General features: G+C 73.4%; 21 protein-coding genes. 6 read left to right on the forward strand and 15 right to left on the reverse strand.

Annotated features, from left to right (window positions below):
* Positions 1–19 precede the first annotated feature (19 nt).
* Both HA073_RS04400 and HA073_RS04405 read right to left on the reverse strand, forming a co-directional pair.
* Entirely contained in the window at positions 20–544 is a 525-nt protein-coding gene (locus HA073_RS04400) for a hypothetical protein (RefSeq protein WP_069087827.1), read from the reverse strand.
* Between the two features lie 67 nt (positions 545–611).
* On the reverse strand, positions 612–1,790 hold the full coding sequence (locus HA073_RS04405) for a Fic family protein (protein ID WP_240925513.1): 1,179 nt from the start codon (positions 1,788–1,790) through the stop codon (positions 612–614).
* A 131-nt stretch (positions 1,791–1,921) separates the two neighbouring features.
* Here HA073_RS04405 and HA073_RS04410 point away from each other — a divergent pair, with 131 nt between their 5' ends.
* From HA073_RS04410 to HA073_RS04420, 3 genes are read left to right on the forward strand one after another with little or no spacing between them, the layout of a single operon-like run.
* The gene (locus HA073_RS04410; RefSeq protein ID WP_030503534.1) at positions 1,922–2,389 is read left to right on the forward strand and encodes a DUF4442 domain-containing protein; all 468 of its coding nucleotides are present in this window, start codon (positions 1,922–1,924) and stop codon (positions 2,387–2,389) included.
* 46 nt (positions 2,390–2,435) lie between these two features.
* Positions 2,436–3,188, forward strand: a complete 753-nt coding sequence (locus HA073_RS04415) for an HAD family phosphatase (protein WP_104115972.1) — start codon at positions 2,436–2,438, stop codon at positions 3,186–3,188.
* Positions 3,185–5,554 carry a glycoside hydrolase family 65 protein gene (locus HA073_RS04420; RefSeq protein ID WP_043327109.1) on the forward strand — a complete coding sequence of 790 codons (2,370 nt, stop codon included), beginning with the start codon at positions 3,185–3,187 and terminating at the stop codon, positions 5,552–5,554. Before HA073_RS04415 ends, HA073_RS04420 begins: the two co-directional genes overlap by 4 nt.
* A 43-nt stretch (positions 5,555–5,597) precedes the next feature.
* Here the strand turns inward: HA073_RS04420 and HA073_RS04425 are convergent, their stop codons facing one another.
* From HA073_RS04425 to HA073_RS04435, 3 genes are all read right to left on the reverse strand, one after another.
* Complete coding sequence (locus HA073_RS04425; protein WP_166455746.1) at positions 5,598–5,777, reverse strand: hypothetical protein; 180 nt, start codon at positions 5,775–5,777, stop codon at positions 5,598–5,600.
* A 61-nt stretch (positions 5,778–5,838) separates the two neighbouring features.
* Positions 5,839–6,186 (reverse strand): co-chaperone YbbN, encoded by a 348-nt coding sequence (locus HA073_RS04430; protein WP_043327107.1) that lies wholly within the window; start codon positions 6,184–6,186, stop codon positions 5,839–5,841.
* Positions 6,156–6,548 (reverse strand): MerR family transcriptional regulator, encoded by a 393-nt coding sequence (locus HA073_RS04435; protein ID WP_030503529.1) that lies wholly within the window; start codon positions 6,546–6,548, stop codon positions 6,156–6,158. The genes HA073_RS04430 and HA073_RS04435 overlap by 31 nt, the downstream gene beginning before the upstream one ends.
* Positions 6,549–6,734: 186 nt before the next feature.
* Here HA073_RS04435 and HA073_RS04440 point away from each other — a divergent pair, with 186 nt between their 5' ends.
* Positions 6,735–7,388 (forward strand): dienelactone hydrolase family protein, encoded by a 654-nt coding sequence (locus HA073_RS04440; RefSeq protein ID WP_166455747.1) that lies wholly within the window; start codon positions 6,735–6,737, stop codon positions 7,386–7,388.
* Positions 7,389–7,400: 12 nt separating this feature from the next.
* On the opposite strand, the gene HA073_RS04445 is transcribed toward HA073_RS04440, so the two are convergent.
* A complete protein-coding gene (locus tag HA073_RS04445) occupies positions 7,401–8,534 on the reverse strand; it encodes an AI-2E family transporter (protein ID WP_064448615.1) in 1,134 nt (377 codons plus the stop codon).
* 129 nt (positions 8,535–8,663) lie between these two features.
* Here HA073_RS04445 and HA073_RS04450 point away from each other — a divergent pair, with 129 nt between their 5' ends.
* Positions 8,664–8,846 (forward strand): antitoxin, encoded by a 183-nt coding sequence (locus tag HA073_RS04450; RefSeq protein ID WP_043327099.1) that lies wholly within the window; start codon positions 8,664–8,666, stop codon positions 8,844–8,846.
* 77 nt (positions 8,847–8,923) lie between these two features.
* On the opposite strand, the gene HA073_RS04455 is transcribed toward HA073_RS04450, so the two are convergent.
* The 8 genes from HA073_RS04455 to eccB all read right to left on the reverse strand — a co-directional run bounded on the left by HA073_RS04455 (position 8,924) and on the right by eccB (position 15,243).
* A complete protein-coding gene (locus HA073_RS04455; protein ID WP_064448614.1) occupies positions 8,924–9,532 on the reverse strand; it encodes a C39 family peptidase in 609 nt (202 codons plus the stop codon).
* A gap of 146 nt (positions 9,533–9,678) precedes the next feature.
* Entirely contained in the window at positions 9,679–10,092 is a 414-nt protein-coding gene (locus HA073_RS04460; protein WP_104115880.1) for a pyridoxamine 5'-phosphate oxidase family protein, read from the reverse strand.
* 22 nt (positions 10,093–10,114) lie between these two features.
* The gene (locus HA073_RS04465) at positions 10,115–10,453 is read right to left on the reverse strand and encodes a YkvA family protein (protein WP_166455748.1); all 339 of its coding nucleotides are present in this window, start codon (positions 10,451–10,453) and stop codon (positions 10,115–10,117) included.
* Between the two features lie 77 nt (positions 10,454–10,530).
* A complete protein-coding gene (locus tag HA073_RS04470; RefSeq protein WP_064448627.1) occupies positions 10,531–11,364 on the reverse strand; it encodes a hypothetical protein in 834 nt (277 codons plus the stop codon).
* 146 nt (positions 11,365–11,510) lie between these two features.
* Positions 11,511–11,906: a hypothetical protein gene (locus HA073_RS04475; protein WP_064448612.1), complete on the reverse strand. Its 396-nt coding sequence runs from the start codon at positions 11,904–11,906 to the stop codon at positions 11,511–11,513.
* Positions 11,907–12,013: 107 nt separating this feature from the next.
* On the reverse strand, positions 12,014–13,294 hold the full coding sequence (locus tag HA073_RS04480) for a WXG100 family type VII secretion target (protein ID WP_166455749.1): 1,281 nt from the start codon (positions 13,292–13,294) through the stop codon (positions 12,014–12,016).
* Entirely contained in the window at positions 13,287–13,658 is a 372-nt protein-coding gene (locus HA073_RS04485) for a hypothetical protein (protein WP_030503518.1), read from the reverse strand. Before HA073_RS04485 ends, HA073_RS04480 begins: the two co-directional genes overlap by 8 nt.
* A 115-nt stretch (positions 13,659–13,773) precedes the next feature.
* The gene (gene eccB / locus HA073_RS04490) at positions 13,774–15,243 is read right to left on the reverse strand and encodes a type VII secretion protein EccB (RefSeq protein WP_166455750.1); all 1,470 of its coding nucleotides are present in this window, start codon (positions 15,241–15,243) and stop codon (positions 13,774–13,776) included.
* A gap of 161 nt (positions 15,244–15,404) precedes the next feature.
* Here eccB and HA073_RS04495 point away from each other — a divergent pair, with 161 nt between their 5' ends.
* Positions 15,405–16,577, forward strand: coding sequence for a type VII secretion protein EccE (locus HA073_RS04495; RefSeq protein WP_064448609.1), 1,173 nt, complete (start codon positions 15,405–15,407; stop codon positions 16,575–16,577).
* On the opposite strand, the gene eccD is transcribed toward HA073_RS04495, so the two are convergent.
* A complete protein-coding gene (gene eccD, locus HA073_RS04500; RefSeq protein WP_166455751.1) occupies positions 16,561–17,958 on the reverse strand; it encodes a type VII secretion integral membrane protein EccD in 1,398 nt (465 codons plus the stop codon). The two genes, HA073_RS04495 and eccD, sit on opposite strands and share 17 nt — an antisense overlap.
* Between the last annotated feature and the right edge of the window lie 98 nt (positions 17,959–18,056).

The following is an 18,056-nucleotide window of genomic DNA, read 5'->3' on the forward strand; positions in this document are numbered from 1 at the left end:
CAGGTGATGCGGCTCCGGATCACGCCTTGCGGCGCAGTTCGCGGAGCACGCCGTGCCGGCGGAGCGCCCACGCCAGTCGCCGCGCGCTCGGGTGCCGGACGAACAGCACCGCCGCCCGGCGGACCAGCCCGAACCGGTTGTCGCTCACCTGGTCGTCGGCCGCCCGCCAGATCAGCTCGCGGACGCCGGGGCTGTCCAGCATCGCCCTTACCTCGTGGCGTACCCGGGGGTCCTCGGCCGCGGACGTGACGGCGGTGACCAGGCCGGGACGGTCGGCGAGCGGCTCCACCGCCGCGGCGACGAGCGGCCGGCGTACGGTGTCCCGCTCCAGCAGCAGCAACACCGCCTCCCGGACCTCGGTGCTGTCGAGCCCGGACCGCAGCAGGCCCAGCGCGCTGCGCTCGACCTCGCGGTCGCGGTCCGGAAGGGACAGTGCGGCCAGCAGCACTGTCACCTCGTCGAGGTCGACGAGGTGACGCAGCCCGTCGCGGAACTCCGGGAGCGCCCACGCCACCGTCAGCCCGCGCGCGAGATCGCGGTTCATGGGCCATTCGCTACCCGGAGTCGACAGCCGCCGAAACGCCGCGACAGCGCCGTGAAATAAGCCGTGGTTACAAGCGTTCACCTGAGCCGGTCGTATTGGCAGCCTCGGTTGCGAGAACGACCGGCATGGCCGGATAGGGGTCGCTGATCGGTTTGCGCTGAGCATGGACTCTTTCCCGCACCGTCACCAGCGTGGGGCCGGCGACGTAATGCCTGCCCCGCCGCTCACCTCGTGCTTCCAGAAGGCCCTGCTCGACAAGGCTGGCCAGATCCCGAGATGCGGTCCTGTCCTCGACATCGGCAAGTTTGACGTACCCGGAGCGACGGATGCGATAGCCCAGGACTGCCTCGTAGAGGAGATCGGTCACCCGCTCAGGGAGCCTGTTCTCGGCAACGATCGCGTCCAACTCCGACCAGATGCCGGACGCCTCCTCGAAGCGGCGAGCGACGGTCTGCGCCTGCATGTGATGGGCGCGCAGGTTGAACGACATCCAGAGGTGCGCCGAACCTTCGGGGTTCCAGCGGCCACGTCCGGTAACCGCCAACACCCGGTAGTAGTCCTCGGTGTTGCTGCCCAGCCATTCCTCGATGCTGGAGAAAGCAGGCTCGACGATCGCGCGTCGGGAGAGCACCAACGTCTGAAGGGCGCGTGCCATTCGCCCGTTGCCATCACGGAACGGATGGATCATCACCAGGTTCAGATGCGCCATGGCTGCTTTGACGAGCGGAGAGGCGGTGACATCCGACCGTAGATCTTCGGTTAGCTCCTCCATGAGGTGAGGCACGTGGTCGGCGTCCGCGCCCTCGTACACCCGCTCATCGGTTCGCTCATCGTGGACGTAGATCGGGCCCTTGCGATATTGCCCCGGGCTCTTGCCCAGATCGTGCGAGAGCATCATGTAGTGCATGCTGCGGATCACCGACGTGTCGAACCGGAAGTGCGGATCCCCGGCGGTTTGCAGCACGTATCCCAGAGCCTGCCGATAGCCCCGGATCTCGGCGAAGGTCCGGTCGTCGGCGCTCAGCGGCTCCTCGCCGTCCAGCGCGGCGGCGGCGTCGTCCTCGGCGACCACGTAGCCCTCGATGCTGTTGGAGCCGAGAATCGCGCGGGCCAACATCGTGCGCCGGAGGCCGCCGGTCCACCGGCGAGGAGTGCGCAGGACATCGGCGAGCATGCGGCGCATGTCATGCACCTCGGCCAGGACGGTCTCGTCGCGATCGTTGAGTTCTGGGGTGGCGTAGATCATCTCATGTCCCAATGTCTCTTAATAAGAGACAAGGCTAGCGTCAGGCGACGTGGATGTCACTTATTTAGTGACATTCGGCCAACGTGTTCCGGTGTCTTGCCGGGGAAGTTACCGGCGAGTAGCGTTCGGGCATGAGCATCGACTCTCGCCAGGTCGCGGCCGGTCTCCTCGACGCCGTGCCGTTCGCCCGCACGCTCGGGATCGAGTTCGTCGAGGTGGCGCCCGAGGCCGAGGGCGGGGTCCGGGCCGTGGTCCGGCTCCCCGACGACCCGGCGCACCACAACCACGTGGGCGGCCCGCACGCCGGAGCCATGTTCACGCTGGGGGAGAGCGCCTCGGGCGCGGTTGTCCTGGCCGCGTTCGGGCAGGTGCTCGACCGGGCCGTACCCCTGGCCGTGACCGCGACCATCCGCTACCTCAAGGTGGCGGTGGGGCCGGTGCTGGCGACGGCGCGGCTCGGCGGTGTCCCCGCCGAGGTGCTGGCCGAGCTGGACGCCGGGCGACGGCCCGAGTTCCCGGTCGAGGTGGAGGTCCGCACCGAGGACGGCACGCTCACCTCCTCGCTCACCGTGATCTGGACGCTGCGCCCGAACCGCTGAGCCCTGAACGGGTTTGCCCGGGGCGAGCGCCGGATAGATTCAAGCGATGCTGGGCCTCCCCGCGCACGTGAGCGCGTGTCTCTTCGATCTGGACGGTGTGCTGACGCAGACCGCCAAGGTGCACAACGCCGCCTGGGCGGAGACGTTCGACGCCTACCTGCGGCGACGGTCCGTCGAAACCGGCGAGCCGTTCCAACCGTTCGACCCCGGACCGGACTACAACCGTTACGTGGACGGCAGACCGCGCGCCGACGGGGTGCGCACATTCCTGGCCTCGCGCGGCATCACCCTGCCCGAGGGCTCACCCGACGACCCACCCGAGGCGGACACGGTCAACGGCCTCGGCAACCGCAAGAACGTCGTCCTGCTCCAGCGGATCGAGCAGCACGGCGTCGAGGCGTACGAAGGTTCGGTTCGCTACCTGGAGGCCGCCACCGCGGCCGGGCTGCGGCGGGCGGTCGTCTCGGCCAGCGCCAACTGCGCCGCCGTGGTGCACGCCGCTGGGCTGGACCACTGGCTGGAGGCGCGGGTCGACGGCGTGGTCGCCCGCGCGAACGGGCTGCGCGGCAAACCGGCCCCGGACACGTTCCTGGAAGGCGCGCGGCTGCTCGGCGTCGAACCGGCGCAGGCCGCCGTCTTCGAGGACGCCCTCGCCGGCGTGGCCGCCGGACGGGCCGGCGGATTCGGGTACGTGATCGGCGTCGACCGGGTCGGCCAGGCCGACGAGCTGCTGGCGCACGGCGCCGACGTGGTGGTCACCGACCTCGCCGAACTGCTCGCGGCGGAGCCGGCCGCGTGATCCGGGAACGGGCGTATCCGGTCGAGCCCTGGCATGTCCGGGAGGTACGCCTCGACATGGACGTGCTGGCCCAGTCCGAGTCGGTGTTCGCGCTCTCCAACGGGCACATCGGGCTGCGCGGCAACCTCGACGAGGGTGAGCCGCACGGCCTGCCCGGCACGTACCTGAACTCCTTCTACGAACTGCGCCCGCTGCCGTACGCGGAAGCCGGCTTCGGCTTCCCCGAGTCCGGGCAGACCATCGTCAACGTCACCAACGGCAAACTGATCCGGCTGCTCGTGGACGACGAACCGCTCGACGTCCGCTACGGCGAGGTGCTCGCCCACGAGCGGGTCCTCGACATGCGCGCCGGAACGCTCCAACGCGACCTGCACTGGCGTTCCCCGGCCGGGCGCGAGGTCAAGGTCCGCACCACCCGGCTGGTGTCGTTCACCCAGCGCTCGGTCGCCGCCATCCACTACGAGGTGGAGCCGGTCGACGGGCCGCTGCGGCTGATCCTCCAGTCCGAGCTGGTCGCCAACGAGACGCTGCCGCCGCAGAGCCGCGACCCCCGGGTGGCCGCCGTACTGGAGTCACCGCTGCAGGCCGAGGAGGAACTCACCACCGACGACGGCGGCCTGCTCATCCACCGGACCAAGGTCAGCGGCCTGCGGGTCGCCGCCGCCATGGGCCACGACGTGCACGGCCCCGAACGCACCACGATCGAGAGCGAAGGGTACGAGGACTGGGTCCGCACCACCATCGGCTGCGTGCTCAAGCCCGGCGAGAAGCTGCACGTGATCAAGTACCTCACGTACGGCTGGTCCAGCCGCCGGTCGCTGCCGGCGCTGCGCGACCAGGTCGGCGCGGCGCTCGCCGCGGCCCGGCTCGACGGCTGGGACGGGCTGCGCCGGGCGCAGCGGGAATACCTCGACGCGTTCTGGGACGCCGCCGACGTGCGCGTCGAAGGCGACCCGGAGGTCCAGCAGGCCGTCCGCTTCGGCCTCTTCCACGTGCTCCAGGCCGGCGCCCGCGGGGAACGGCGGCCGATCTCCGCCAAGGGCCTCACCGGCCCCGGGTACGACGGCCACGCGTTCTGGGACACCGAGATGTTCGTGCTGCCGGTGCTCACGTACACCCAGCCCGGCGCGGTTCGCGACGCGCTGCAGTGGCGGCACGCCACGCTCGCCCAGGCCCAGGAGCGGGCCCGCACGCTGAACCTCGAAGGCGCCGCCTTCCCGTGGCGCACCATCGAAGGACCCGAGTCGTCGGCGTACTGGCCGGCCGGAACCGCCGCGTTCCACATCGCCGCCGACGTCGCCGACGCGCTGCGCCGCTACGTGCTGGTCACCGGCGACGAGACACTGGAACGCGAGATCGGACTGGAACTGCTTGTCGAGACCGCCCGGCTGTGGCGATCCCTCGGCCACCACGACCGGGCCGGGCAGTTCCACATCGACGGCGTGACCGGCCCCGACGAGTACACAGCCGTGAAGAACGACAACGTCTACACCAACCTGATGGCGCAGCGGAACCTGCGTACCGCCGCGGACTGCGCGATGCGCTACCGGGACCAGGCCCTCGACCTCGGCGTCACCGAGGAGGAAGCCGCCGCGTGGCGGGACGCCGCGAACGACATGCACGTCCCGTACGACGCCGAGACCGAGGTGCACGAGCAGGTCGAGGGGTTCACCCGGTTCCAGGAGTGGGACTTCGAGCACACGCCACCGGAGAAGTACCCGCTGCTGCTGCACTACCCGTACTTCGACCTCTACCGCAAGCAGGTCGTCAAGCAGGCCGACCTGGTGTTGGCCATGCACTGGCGGGGCGACGCGTTCAGCGCCGCCGAGAAACTGCGCAACTTCGTCTACTACGAGCGGCGCACCGTACGCGACTCGTCGTTGAGCGCCTGCACCCAGGCGGTGCTCGCGGCCGAGGTCGGCTTCCTCGAACTGGCCCACCGCTACCTGCGCGAGGCCGCGCTGATGGATTTGCACGACCTGAACGAGAACACCCGCGACGGCGTGCACATGGCGTCCCTGGCCGGCGCCTGGATCGCGCTCGTCGCCGGATTCGGCGGCCTGCGGGACCACGACGGGACGCTCTCCTTCGCGCCCCGGCTCTCCAGCCGCCTCAGCCGACTGGAGTTCTCGCTCCAGTGGCGCGGGATGCGACTGCGCGTCGACGTGCGGCCGCACCAGACCACGTACTCGCTGCGCAACGGCGGCCCGGACACGGTGGTGGAGCTGCGGCACCACGGCGAGCCGCTGCGGGTCACCTCGGCGCAGCCGGTCACCGTGCCGATCCCGCCCGAGCACCCGACCGAGCCGCAGCCGGAGCAGCCGCAGGGCCGCGCGCCGCTGATGCACCTGCCGGAACGCATGTAGCGGTCCCGCCCGAAAGAGGCGGGACCGCTCGGTACGCGTACCCTCAGAACTGGCGGCCGTTGGACGGGCGCCCGCCGGCGTCGCGCGGCGCCGTGGCCCGCGGATCGTCGGATGTCCGCGCCGTCGAGGCGCGGTCGGCCCAGTCCGGCGAGCCCTCAAGCTCCCGCTTGCGGCGCTCCTGGTCGGTGAGATCCTGTTCCCGGGACCTGTCCTGTTTCGCCATGACGATCCTCGCGATCCGTCGGGGTCCGTGGTCACCCCGCGCGTTCCCGCCCGGCGGCGGCTCAACCGTCCAGGTGGCGGGCGAAGCTGCGCCGCAGGTGGTCCTTGGGGCGGGAGCCGACGATCGAGCCGACCACCTCGCCGTCCCGGAACACCAGCATGGTCGGCGCGGACATGATCCGGTGGGCGCGGGTGGTGGCCGGGTTCTCGTCGGTGTTGAGGGTGACGAAGCGCAGCGCGTCGCCGAACTCCTCGGCCAGCTCGGCCAGGTGCTTCGACACCACCCGGCACGGCGGGCACCACTCGGCCCAGAAGTCGACCACCACGGGCCGGTCGGCGGCCAGCACGGTGGCCGCGAAGGTGTCGTCGGTGACCGGGGTCAGCCGGCCGGTCCCCGTGTCCTGAGGCATGTTTCCTCCCGTTGGGCGATCGCGTGGGCGAGCTGGTCGTGCAGGCGGCGGCGGACGTCGCCGAGCCGGTCGAGGTAGTCGTCCACCTCGGCGAGCTTGCGCCGCAGCACCGCCACCGAATCGGGGCAGACGTCACCGGAGTCGTTCCCGGCGCGCAGGCAGGCGACGAACGGGCGGATGTCGTCCAGGCCGAAACCGATCGCCAGCAGGGAGCGGATCTCGCGGACGACGCGCAGTTCCGCCTCGTCGTAGACCCGGTACCCGTTGGCGGACCGGCCCGGCCGGACCAGGCCGTGGGTCTCGTAGTAGCGCAGGGTGCGGGTGCTCGTACCGGCCCGCCGCGCCAACTCCCCGATCCGCATCCGCCGCCCCCGTCCCCGTCCCTGCCTGTGAATCGACGCTAAACCTTGCCGCCGACGTCAACGCAACCCCGCACGCGCGGCCTCCCCGTCGATCATGAAGTTGACGGCGTGGGGAAGCGCTTTCTGGGCCGTCGACTTCATGATCGTGCGGTTGGGGGGTATCGGGTGGGCGGGGGGTGGAGGGATATGCGTGAGGTTTCGGTGCCTGTTGTCGACGGAGGGCTCGCCGGGGATGTCAGCGTGCCCGGCGGGGCCGGTGGGGTGGTGCTGTTCGCGCACGGGAGCGGCAGCTCGCGGCACAGCCCGCGCAACACGGCCGTCGGACGCGCGCTCAACGACCGTGGGCTGGCCACCGTGCTGGTCGACCTGCTGACCGCCGACGAGGAGGCGCGGGACGAGGTCACCGCCGAACTGCGCTTCGACATCGGGATGCTGGCCGAGCGCCTGGCCGGAATCGTCGACTGGATGGGCGCCGACCCGGAGCTGGGGCGGCTCCCGATCGGGCTGTTCGGCGCCAGCACCGGCGCCGCCGCCGCCCTGGTCGCCGCGGCGGCCCGGCCGGACCGGGTGGCCGCGGTGGTCTCCCGGGGCGGCCGGCCCGACCTGGCCGGAAGCTCACTGACCGCGGTACGCGCACCGACGCTGCTGCTCGTCGGCGGCCTGGACGAGCAGGTGATCGTGCTCAACGAGCAGGCCCGGGACGCGCTCGGCGAGGTGGCGGAGCTGCGGATCGTGCCCGGCGCCACCCACCTGTTCGAGGAGCCCGGCACGCTGGAGCAGGTGGCCGACCAGGCAGGTACCTGGTTCACCACCCACCTGCGCCAGCCGCACCCCGCCTGAGCGGGCAGCCCGTCAGCCCGCGGCTTCGACGGCCGGGTCCGGCCCGGCGGCGCGGCCGGTTTCGGCGCGGTGCCGCTGCACGGTGTCCAGCACCCGCCAGAGCACCGCCGCGATCGGCACCGACACGAACGCGCCGGCCACCCCGGCGACCAGCGTGCCGGCGGTGACCACCACCAGGATGACCGCCGGATGCAGTTGCACCTGCCGCCGCATCACCAGTGGCTCCAGCAGGTTGCCCTCGATCTGCTGCACGGCGATCACCGCGGCGAGCGTGAGCAGAGCCGTGGTGGGACCGTTCGCGGCGAGCGCGACAAGCACCGCCACCGCGCCGGCCACCGTGGCACCGATGATCGGCACGAAGCCGCCGAGGAACGTGATCAGGGCGAGCGGCAGGGCCAGCGGGACCCGCAACACGACAAGCGCCAGTCCGATGCCGATGGCGTCGATGGCCGCGATGATCATCGTGCCCCGGCTGTACGCGCCGAGCGTGCGCCAGCCGGCACGGCCCGCCTCGGCGGTCAGCTCCCGGCGCGGACCGGTCAGCCGGCGCAACACCCAGTGCCACATCGAACGGCCGTCCTTGAGCAGGAAGAACAGCAGCACCAGCGCGAGCAGGATCGCGCCGGCCACCTCGGCTGCCTTGCGCGCCCCGGCCACCGGATCGGGCGTCCCGCTGCTCAGGCCCTGCCGGATCTGCTCCACCAGCCGGTCGAGCTGCTGATCGGTGACCGGCAGGCTGGAGGTGACGAAGTCGCGGGTGCGTTGCAGCCCCTCGTCGAGTTGCTGGCTCAGCTCGCCGAACTGGCTCGCGGTGAGATTCCAGACCAGGACGCCGGCACCACCCAGGATGCCGAGCAACAGCAGGACGGTGAGCAGCGCGGCGAGCCCGGCCGGCACCCGCAGCCGGCGCAGGCGTACCAGGACCGGATCGAGCAGCGCGGTGAGGAAGAGCGTGCCGGCCAGCGCCACCGCCAGCGGCGCGAGCAGCACCGCGATCTGCCCCAGCAGCCACAACCCGGCCGTCACCACGAGGAGACAGGCGCTCCAGGTGACAGCGGTCCGTACCGGCCAGGGCAGCCCCGCCCAGGTCTGCCGGGGGCCGGTCGTCGGTGCCGGCCGCGTCGGCTCGGATCCATCAGCGTCCACGTCGCCTCCTCGATCGTGGCCGTTGGTACCCGACGCACGTCGATCCGACACCCCGGCGGGAATCGCCCACCCGGTGTTTGTGCCCCCAGCCCCAGGGAAGGCTTCCAACGTATCGAAGGGAGATCCGACATGAGCGACTTCATGGACAAGGCCAAGGACTTCGCCGACAAGCATGACAAGCAGGTCGACCAGGGCATCGAGAAGGCGGGTGACGCGGCCGACAAGCGCACCGGCGGCAAGTACGACGCCCAGATCGACAAGGGCGTCGACATGGCGCAGCAGCGGACCGGCGAGGGTGACACCGGGCGCTGACCCCGTACACCCGCACCGGCGCCGGACACGACGGCGGCCACGCCCCCTCAGGGAGCGTGGCCGCCGTGGCGTCGGGGTCAGGAGCTGTAGCCGCGTCCGGCGATCCAGTTGGCCAGCTCGGTCACGTCCATCCAGTACGTCGGCGTGTCCGGCCGGGCGGGGTCGGCGATGAGGACGGTGTCGGCGTCGCCCTCGTACCGCACCACGGTCAGGTAGTGGCCGGGGTAGCTGTGCTCCACCCCGTCGATGTCCCGGGCGCCGCCCAGGATGTTCGCCACCACCGGCCGGTCGTCGTCCACGGCGGTCCGGATGTCCGCGCGCAGGCGTGCCACCTGCTCCGGGGTGGCCACGTCGTCGCGGATCTCGGTGGTCCGGTACTTGCCGCCGGTGTACTCGTTGAGCACGCGGGTGATGTCGATGGCGGAGTCGGTGCCGTTCTGGGTGGTGCCCAGCTTCGCGGCCAGCTCGTCCTGGCTCACGTCCTTGCCCTCGGCCGAGAGTGCGATGCGGGCCGAGGCGGGACCACAGTAGAAGAAGTTCGGCTGAGCCTGGTACTCGTAGTCGGCGGTGCGGTCACCCTTGCCCTTGACCGGGGCCGCGTGGGCGGCGGCCGGGCCGGCGACGGCACCGCCGGCAGCGGCGAGACCGGCGACGGAGAGCAGGCACTTGCGGATGATCGGGTTCATGTCGAGGCTCCATTCGGGGGTCGACGGCTCCGTGCGGGAGACGCGGCACCAGGAGTGGCGCTCGGCGTACGGAGAGTTCAACCGCCCTGCTTCCGGGCCTCATTTCCGGGCGTGACCGGGGCCACCGCGAAACCGGACAGAGCGCCTCAGTCGGGCAGGCTGCCCAGGAGCCGGGTCACCGCGATCTCGATGACCACCCGCTCCGGATTCGGACGCGGGGTGCGATAACGCTCGGCGTACCGCCGTTCGGCCTCGGCCACCGAAGCCGGGTCGCCGCGCAGCGCCGCCCGGCCCTCCACGGTCAGCCACCAGCGGCCGTCGACCTGGCAGACCGCCACCGGAGTGCCGTCCGGTCCGGCCGCGGCGACGTGCCGCGCCTTGGCCGACCCCGCGGAGGTGATCACCCGGGCCAGGCCGGCCTCCGGGTCGAAGGTCACCCCCACCGGTACGACGTGCGGGGTGCCGTCGGCGCGCAGCGTGGTCAGCGTGGCGAGATGCCGGTCCGCGAAGAAGCGGGCCACCCGCCCGTCGTGCGGATCCAACCGGTGCCGTCCCGCCATGCCGTCTCCTCGTGCGCGTGTCTCATCGGCGGGGCGCCGCGCCGGGCGGCAGCGCCGGGGACTTCCCGGTGGCCCGCTGTTCCACCTGGGCGGCACGATGCTTGACGGCCAGCCGGCCCAGGTAGAACAGCGCGCCGGCCAGCACGCCCATGTCGTCCAGGTAGATCGGGTCGGGCAGCAGGTCCACCGGCAGGATCGTGTAGATCAGCGCGCCGTAGAACGCGACCTTGCCGCCGGCGCCGAGCGCGCCGAGCATGCGGCGGGTGCGGACCAGCCGGACGGCGAGCACGATCGCCCCGGCCAGCATGGCCGCCGCGACGACGGCGGCGAGTACGACGAGCACCCAGGCTTCACGGGACACGCCCTCACGCTAGCCGAGCCGGGTCGATGCCGCCCGCGGGTCGTGGCCGTGACGCCCCGGGTCGTGGCCCGGGGCGCTCAGGCCGCCACGGCCGCCCGTCCCCGGGCAACCGGGGTCAGCTCGCGGGTGATGTCGACGGCGGCCGAACCGGTCGGCAGTTCCCGGGTGGTCTCCGGCCCGGCGAACCCGACGATGGACAGCTCCGCCTGCGGCTCAGGGGCCGGGTGCAGCGCCGCGAACGCCTCGTCGCGCAGGCTCTGCGCCGCCGCCGCGGCCCGCTCGGCGGCCTGCCAGGCGGCCTGTTCCCGCTGCGTGGCGGCCCGGTGCCGGGCGGCGAGGTTGTCCCGAACCAGCCGGCGCAGCAGCAGCTCCTGCTCCACCGGGTGCCGGCTCGGGTCCCAGCCGTTCCCGCCGAGGATGTCGCTGAGCTGCCGCACCGTGATCTCGTTGCGCCACTGGGCGTCCATCGCCGCCCGGTGCAGCCAGCGCTCCCGGTCCGCGTACTCGGCCGGGGTCCGGGCGGTCCGGGGCAGCGGCAGCGCCGCGGCGGCGGCCAGGCGCCGCACGTCGTCCTCCGCCGCCTGGTACGCCTGCCAGGCCGCCTCGGCCTCCTCCTGGGCGGTCAGCCACTCCGTCCGGCTCCGCTCGGCGGTGGCCGCCGCGCGGGCGGCGGCCACCGCCACCTCGTCGGCGTACCGGTCCCGCTCCCGATCCTGTACGCGGGCCCGCTCGGCCTGATCGATGCTGCTCGGCCGGGCGGCGTCACTGATCCGGTCGACAAGCTCCGAGCGGAACCGGGACGGGCGGACGATCAGGGCGGCGACCACTGTGGCGGCCACGGCGAGCAGAGCCAGCCAGATCACGGCGGCAGCGGGGACGTCGGGCAGGACGGTGGAGAAGACGGTCTGCATCACCAGCACCTCAAGGTGGAACGACTGACGAACAACGGTTTGTGGCCCGGTCATCCGGGTGGGGTGCGTCTCGCTACGGAGACGCGGCAGGGCGCGCGGGTGCGGCAGGTGTGGCCGCGCCGGGGCGTACCGGAAAGGTGGCCCGGTCAGGCGCGCGGCGGACCGCGGCGGGCGATGGCTGCCCGAGCCGGGTCGGCGACGGCGACGGCCTCGACGCCGGGCACCCGCCCGGCGGCTGTGGATTCGGTGCCGGCCGCGTCGGCGGCGGGACCGGAGGTGGACCGCGGCGCGCCGTCGGCCGTCGTGCCGCCCGCCGCGACCGTCGTCAGGCCGACCTCGGCCGGAACCGGAGACGCGATCACGCTCGGCGCGGCGGCGGAGGCGACAGTGACCGCGACGGACTGCTCGGTCACGGCGGCATGGGCGGGTGCGGCGGCGATGCCCTGGAGGCCGACGATCAGCACCAGGCCGGCCACGGCCGTGCGGGCGATCCGGCGCAGCGTCGCCGTCCAGGTGGACGGGGCGAACGCTACGGGCAGCACCAATTCAACCTATCGGTCAGCGGACGATTTCGCAGCTCAAAGATCTTGCTGGTTACGTGAGCCGTCCCACGGGTCGCTGTGGACGGACCGCTGCCTCGATGCCGCTGTCAGTTGCCGCCGAGCACCGGCGGCGGAGCGCCGTCGCCGTCGCCCCAGACCATCTCGTCCTCGGTGAGCCAGGTCAGCCGGCCGTCGGACTCGTCGTCGCCGTGGCTGCCGCGACCACCGAGCACGCCGCCACGGCCGGCCATCGCGGGCCGCCCGGTGCCGCCGGCCCGCTCGCCGGACCTGCCCCCGGCCTCGACCACCAGGCCGCGACCGGAGGTGAGCCGGCCGGTGCCGGCCGCCGCGCGGTTCTCCGCGCCGGGCGCGCCGCCGAACCGGGCCGAGGACGCAGAGTTGGGACCGGTGCCCGCGAGCGACCCGGTGCTGAGCACGCCGGGGGCGCCGTAGAGCCCGCCGCCGCCCCCGCCGGCCGTCATCGTGGCGGGGCCGCCGCCGGAGCCGAAGCCCGCGCCGCCGCCGATCGTCGGGCCGCCGGTGGTGCCGGTCAACGGGCCGGCGCCGGCCAGCGAGGTGCCGCCCGGGTCGACGGTGCCGCCGGTGGTGACCGAGCCCGGAGCGCCCGCGCCGGGGTTGCCGCCCGGTGTGCCCGCGCCCGGGGCGCCCGCACCGGGGGTGCCGCTGGTCGGCGCCGTGTGGTGCACGCCCGACGTGGTGGCGGTGGCGCTCGCTCCCGGGCCGAAACTGCCCAGGTTCGGGCCGGACGACGGCGTCTTGACCGAGGGGCCGTTCTGCAGCGTCGGGTCGCCGTTGCTGGTGTTGCCGGGCAGCTCGACCTCGGGCGGGTCCGGCACGACGATCCGGCCGTACGCCGAGAAGTCGTAGCCCTCGGCGAGCTTCGCCACGACCTGCACCATCCGCTGGTGCGCCTTCTCCTGCTCGGCCTTGTCCTGCTGGTGGCCGACGATCCCGCCGATCACCGCGCCGGGGGCGCCGCCGAGCAGGAAGCCCTTGCCGGCGCCGGAGAGCAGCTTGTCGTTGTCGTCGGTCTTCTCCGGGCTCTCCGCCTTGGACTGCGCGGCCCGCAGCTCGCTGGACATCATGTCGAGGCCCTGCCGGATGCCCGTCATGCCCTCGGCGAGGTTGCCGGAGTAGCGCACGACCATGTCCAGCCGCCTGGTGAACTCGCGCGCGGCGTCGCCGGTCCAGCTCTTGGACAGCGCCTCCAGGTCGGCGGTGAGGTCGCGGCCGAGGTCGTCGAGCGTGCTCTTGAGGGAGGTCCACTGGGCGCTGAGCGCCTCGATCTGCTTCGGGTCGCCGGCGTTGACGCCCTGGTAGAGCTCCTCGTGGCTGACGTGCTCGTAGCGCCGGGTGTACTCAGACACGCGGGTCCTCCTTCGGCTGCTTCATCGCCTCGTTCAGCCCCGAGAGGGCGGCGGCGATGTCGGCCGCGGCGGCGGCGTTGCGGGCCTCGGCGGTCTTGTAGTTCGTCATGATCTTGTGGGTCGCCTCGCGGGCGGCCAGGATCGCCCGGCGCAGCCGGTCGACGTGGTTGACGTAGCTCTGGTGCGTCTCGGAGTAGCGACGTGCGTTGTCGGTCGCGTCGGTGAACGTGCCGAGCGCGGGCGGGCGGCACTGCATCTGGGTGTTCAGCTTGCGCAACACCGACTCCGCCTCGTCCAGGCGCCGCTCAAGTCGCTGGTGGAAGTCCTCCAGGGACAGTACGTCTACTGTCGTGCGCCCCGTCATGGCTGCATCCCCGTAGTCATCGTCGATAACCTTCGCCGCACTCAGGTTAGTCGAAACGCGCCAACCCGGGCGACCCGTGACAGGCCCCATCCACATCGGACCCGGGCGGGGCCGGTCAACCGCCCTGGACCTGGGCCGCGGCTCCGCCGGTGGAGGGGGTCGCGGTGGGCGCCGCCGGGGTCGAGGCATCGAAGTACGCCATCGCGTCCTGGCGCGACAGCGTCGGGCCGGTCGGCACCAGCGCCAGCAGCGAGGCGGGTACGGCCAGCGGGGTCACGTCGCCGTACCCGAGGGCGCTCTTCGCGTCGCCCCCGGCGGTGCCGAGCGGAAAGCGGATGCCCTGGGCGGTGATCAGGTAGACCGTCGACCCGGCCGCCGGCTTGCCGCTCTCTCCGGCCGTGGCCTGCGCCAGCACGCCCTTGCCGCCGGGCAGCAGCACGTTCTCGGCGGTGCGTACCGCGTCCCGGCCGCCCTGCCGCGACGGCATCGCGGTCGCCTCGGTCAGCTCGGCCGGCGGGGAGTCGAAGACCTCAAGCGTGGTGGTCGGCGGCTGGCCGGGCGGGCCGGGCCGGTAGGTGGCGCAGAGCACCGTGCGCCCCGGGCGGACCTCGTGCGGCGTCGGCAGCCGGGCGGGCAGGCCGTCCGGCTCCAGCCGCTGGTCGGTGAGGAGCCGGCCCGCCTCGTCCGGCGTGATCTGCGCCACCTCGCCACCCCGGCCGAGCAGCAGCAGCGCGGTCACCTCCCGGACCGTGGCCAGGCCCTGCCGGGTGAGCACGTAGTACTGGCCGGCCGCCTGGTAGACCTGGCCGATCCGGGCCGGCCGGCCGCCCACCGTGAGCCCGCTCGCGCCGCCGTCCCCGTCGATCGTGGGCTTACGCAGCACCGGGCCCACCGGCACCGCGTTCAGCAGCTGCTGCCCGACGGTGAGATTCGTGACGCCGGCCATCTTCAACGCCACCAGCGCCTGGTCGTCGCCGGCGACACGCAGCCGCGAGCCGCCGGTGAGCAGGTAGCGGGCGTCGCCGGTGCGCACCACGACGGCCCGGTCGGTGAGCGCGGTGCCGCCGGGCAGCGTCCGGTCGATCACCAGGTGCGTGGTGGAGCGCTGCGTGTCGTTCGGGTCGGGCACGTCGCACACCGACCAGGGGAGCCCGACCAGGGACTTGCGGTCCGGCAGGTCGTCGGGGGCGCCCACGATGCCGACCAGCCGGCCGCGCGGCCGGTCCTTGATGGACGCCTGGGACATGGTGCGGGGCTTCGCCGCCGCGTCGTTGACGATCAGCCGCGCCGAGGCGTAGTTGAGCGTCGGGCGCAGCACCCGGTCCTCGCCGAAGTAGTACGTCGCGCCGGTCTCCCGCTCGATCACCAGCGTGTTCGGCTCCAGCGGCGCCGAGTTGCTGGTGAGCTGCCCGTACGCGCCCACCCCGCCGAGCACCACGGCGGCCGCGATCACGCTGCCGAACACCGCCATGCCGAGGCGGCGCATCGGCAGGTCGTTGGTCTCCGGGTCGCCCGACAGCAGCGCCGAGACGATGCGGCGGGTGACGAAGCGGTACGCCTGGACCTGATCGCGGCGGGTCCGCATGACTAACCTCCGGCGGGGTGGGTCCAACGACGACAGGGCCGAGCGGCGTCGCGGGCTTCCCTACGATAAGGGGCCACCGGGGGTGCGCCGGACCCCGTCCGCCGCCCGAACGCCGCACCCCGCCGGCGGATGTCCAGGATGTCCAGAAGGGACGCTCACCGATGACGCAGCTGCAGGCGCCACCCGGTCGTACGGCCACCGCCCCCGCCGTACCGGTGGACCGGCCGGTCACCCCGGCCGACAAGCGCCGCCGGGGCCGGCTCGGCCCGGTCGTGGTCGGGCAGCTCGTCGTGGTGGAGTGCGCCGCGCTGGCGGTCTGGTTCGCCACCGCCGGCCCGCCCTGGCTGCTCGGGGTGGTGGGCGGGCTGGCGCTGCTGGCAGTGGTCGCCGCGTTCGCGCGCCGGGGCGGCCGATGGTGGTACGAGGACCTGATGCTCCGCCGCCGGCTGCGCCGCCGCCGCGACCGGGCCCGGGGCGCGACGCCGGGCGGCGACCCCCGGCTGGCCGCGCTCGCCCCGGAACTGACAGTGGTGGAGCTGACCGAGCGCGGCACCCGCCTCGGCATCGGGCAGGACGACCGGGGCTGGTTCGCCGCGCTGGCGCTCACCGGCCGGCCCGGCGCGCCCGCGGGCTCGATCGAGGCCGCCGTGGTGGACCGCGCGCTCGCCGTGCTCGCCGACTTCTCCGGCCCGGTCACCCAGACCCAGGTCGTCTCGCACACGCTGGTCTGGTACCCGGCCCCCGGCGCGCCGCCGTCGGCGTACCGGACCGTGTGGGTGGCGCTGCGACTGTCGGTGGCCGACGCGCGGGCCGAAACGGTGAGCCGGGGCGGCGGCCTGCGCGGCGTGCACCGGACGGTGGCGGCCGGGGTGGGCCGGCTCGGCAAGGCGCTCAACGCCGCCGGTCTCGGCCACCGCGTGCTCGGGCGGGACGAGCTGCACGCGGCGGTGGTGTCCGGCGCCGGGCTCGACCTGGCGCCGGAGGCGCCGGTGGAGACGTGGACCAGCGTGCGCGGGGGCGGCTGGACGCAGCGCTGCCTGGCCCTGCGGGTACGCCCCAACGGCTCGCTCGGCGCGCTCGTGGACGCGGTCACCGCCACCTCGGCGCCGTCGCACACGGTCGCCGCTGTGGTGCTCCCGGGCGGCCGGCGGGTTCCGCCGCTGCTGCGGGTGGCGGCCATGGACGGGCACGCCGAGGCGCTGGTGAAGGCGGTCCGGGACATGGCCGGGCGCGCGGGTGTGCCGGCCCGCCCGCTGGACGGCCAGCACGGTCCCGGCGTCTACGCCACCGCGCCGGTCGGCACCGCGATGGGGACCGTCACGGTCGAAGGTTGACGATCCAGCCGTACATCCCGCACACCCACACGGCGAGCGGCACCAGCGCGATGATCAGCAGGATCTCGACGATGTCCAGGGTCCGGCCCCAGACCGGCGAGATCCGCTTGCCGGCCACGGTCAGGCCGTAGACCAGGCTGATCACGGCCACCACGGCCAGGCCGCCGAGGACCAGCCCGAGCCGGACCGCCAGCGAGCCGGCGGCGAACGTGGCGGCGGCGACCAGTCCCAGGCCGACGCTGCCGGACAGCAGCACCGGCGTACGCTGCCCGCGGCCGAGGAACGGGCGCGCCCGCAGCAGCGACAGCAGCGCCAGGACCAGGCAGAGCAGGACCGCCGGCAGGCGGCCGTCCTCGGCCAGCACCACCTCGCCGCCGAGCACCAGCAGCGAGACGGTCCAGAGCAGGCCGGTGAGGAAACCGTCGGCGCGCTCGCTGTTGCGCAGCACCGACGGCCCGTCCACCGACTCGGTGTCGGTCTTCAGGTCGTCCGGCCCGGTGGGGATGGACGGCACCGGCAGCCGGGCGAGGCGGTAGGCGAGCATCGGCAGCGCCGGCAGCGCGCCGAAGGCGACTGTCGCCACCACTGCCGCCGACGCCGCCGCGCCGATGCCGAAGGCCAGGCTGAGCACCGCGCCGAGCCCGACCGCCGCCCCCACGCCGACCGCGCCGAGGAACAGCGGCAGGCGGTCGCCGACGGCGAGCGCGGCGATCGCGCCGAACACCACCACGGCGGTGCCGGCGAGCAGGACGTGCGGGGCGGCCAGCTCGCCGAGCGTCCGCTCACCGGCGAGCACCAGCAGGCCGCCGACGCCCGCGTAGCCGATCCCGACCAGGGCCAGCACCGCGCCGGTGCGACTGTCTCCGGCCGCCCGGGACAGCACCGCGGCGCCGACCAGCAGCGCCACCGCGACCACGAAGGCGGCCGCCGCGCCGGGCAGGTGCGGCGGGCCGGTGAACAGCGCCGCCACCGCGCCGCCGGCAAGCGCGGAGGCGGCCAGGAGGATCGCGAACGCCCGCGTGGTGCCCACCTGCCAGGCGCCCGCCCGCTGGGTGGTGGAGGTGGCGACCGCGTCCACCACGTCGTCGAAGACGATCTCCGGGGCGGTCGCGGCACGGGGGTTGAAGTAGAGCACCTCGCCGTCGCGGACCCCGAGCTGCGCGGCGGTACGGCCACCGTCGAGCGGCTGGCCGCCGAGCCGGGACAGGGCCCAGCCGCCGTGCCGCACACCTTCGTCGGCCAGGTCCTCGCCCGCGTAGCGCAGCAGCGTGGGCAGCAGGTCGGCGAGCGGCACGTCGGACGGCAGCGCCAGATCCATCCTGGTACGTGGCGCCACGATGGTGATCCGGCTCAGCCCACCGGTCGCCGTCTTCGTCGCCACAGTGGCCTCCTCGTTGCTCGCAAACGATCCGCTCGGCCCACGGCGCCGCCCCCACGGGTCCACGACGCCTCCGGGAGATTACCTACGATGGCGGTCGC

This window comes from Micromonospora sp. CMU55-4, from assembly GCF_011602315.1.
Classification (GTDB): Bacteria; Actinomycetota; Actinomycetes; order Mycobacteriales; family Micromonosporaceae; genus Micromonospora; species Micromonospora chalcea.

Excerpts from the sequence above, each read along its gene's own strand:
- HA073_RS04400 (WP_069087827.1), bottom strand. The coding sequence starts at position 544 with ATGAACCGCGATCTCGCGCGCGGGCTGACGGTGGCGTGGGCGCTCCCG.
- HA073_RS04405 (WP_240925513.1), bottom strand. The coding sequence starts at position 1,790 with ATGATCTACGCCACCCCAGAACTCAACGATCGCGACGAGACCGTCCTG.
- HA073_RS04410 (WP_030503534.1), top strand. The coding sequence starts at position 1,922 with ATGAGCATCGACTCTCGCCAGGTCGCGGCCGGTCTCCTCGACGCCGTG.
- HA073_RS04415 (WP_104115972.1), top strand. The coding sequence starts at position 2,436 with ATGCTGGGCCTCCCCGCGCACGTGAGCGCGTGTCTCTTCGATCTGGAC.
- HA073_RS04425 (WP_166455746.1), bottom strand. The coding sequence starts at position 5,777 with ATGGCGAAACAGGACAGGTCCCGGGAACAGGATCTCACCGACCAGGAG.
- HA073_RS04430 (WP_043327107.1), bottom strand. The coding sequence starts at position 6,186 with ATGCCTCAGGACACGGGGACCGGCCGGCTGACCCCGGTCACCGACGAC.
- HA073_RS04435 (WP_030503529.1), bottom strand. The coding sequence starts at position 6,548 with ATGCGGATCGGGGAGTTGGCGCGGCGGGCCGGTACGAGCACCCGCACC.
- HA073_RS04440 (WP_166455747.1), top strand. The coding sequence starts at position 6,735 with ATGCGTGAGGTTTCGGTGCCTGTTGTCGACGGAGGGCTCGCCGGGGAT.
- HA073_RS04450 (WP_043327099.1), top strand. The coding sequence starts at position 8,664 with ATGAGCGACTTCATGGACAAGGCCAAGGACTTCGCCGACAAGCATGAC.
- HA073_RS04455 (WP_064448614.1), bottom strand. The coding sequence starts at position 9,532 with ATGAACCCGATCATCCGCAAGTGCCTGCTCTCCGTCGCCGGTCTCGCC.
- HA073_RS04460 (WP_104115880.1), bottom strand. The coding sequence starts at position 10,092 with ATGGCGGGACGGCACCGGTTGGATCCGCACGACGGGCGGGTGGCCCGC.
- HA073_RS04470 (WP_064448627.1), bottom strand. The coding sequence starts at position 11,364 with ATGCAGACCGTCTTCTCCACCGTCCTGCCCGACGTCCCCGCTGCCGCC.
- HA073_RS04485 (WP_030503518.1), bottom strand. The coding sequence starts at position 13,658 with ATGACGGGGCGCACGACAGTAGACGTACTGTCCCTGGAGGACTTCCAC.
- eccB (WP_166455750.1), bottom strand. The coding sequence starts at position 15,243 with ATGCGGACCCGCCGCGATCAGGTCCAGGCGTACCGCTTCGTCACCCGC.
- HA073_RS04495 (WP_064448609.1), top strand. The coding sequence starts at position 15,405 with ATGACGCAGCTGCAGGCGCCACCCGGTCGTACGGCCACCGCCCCCGCC.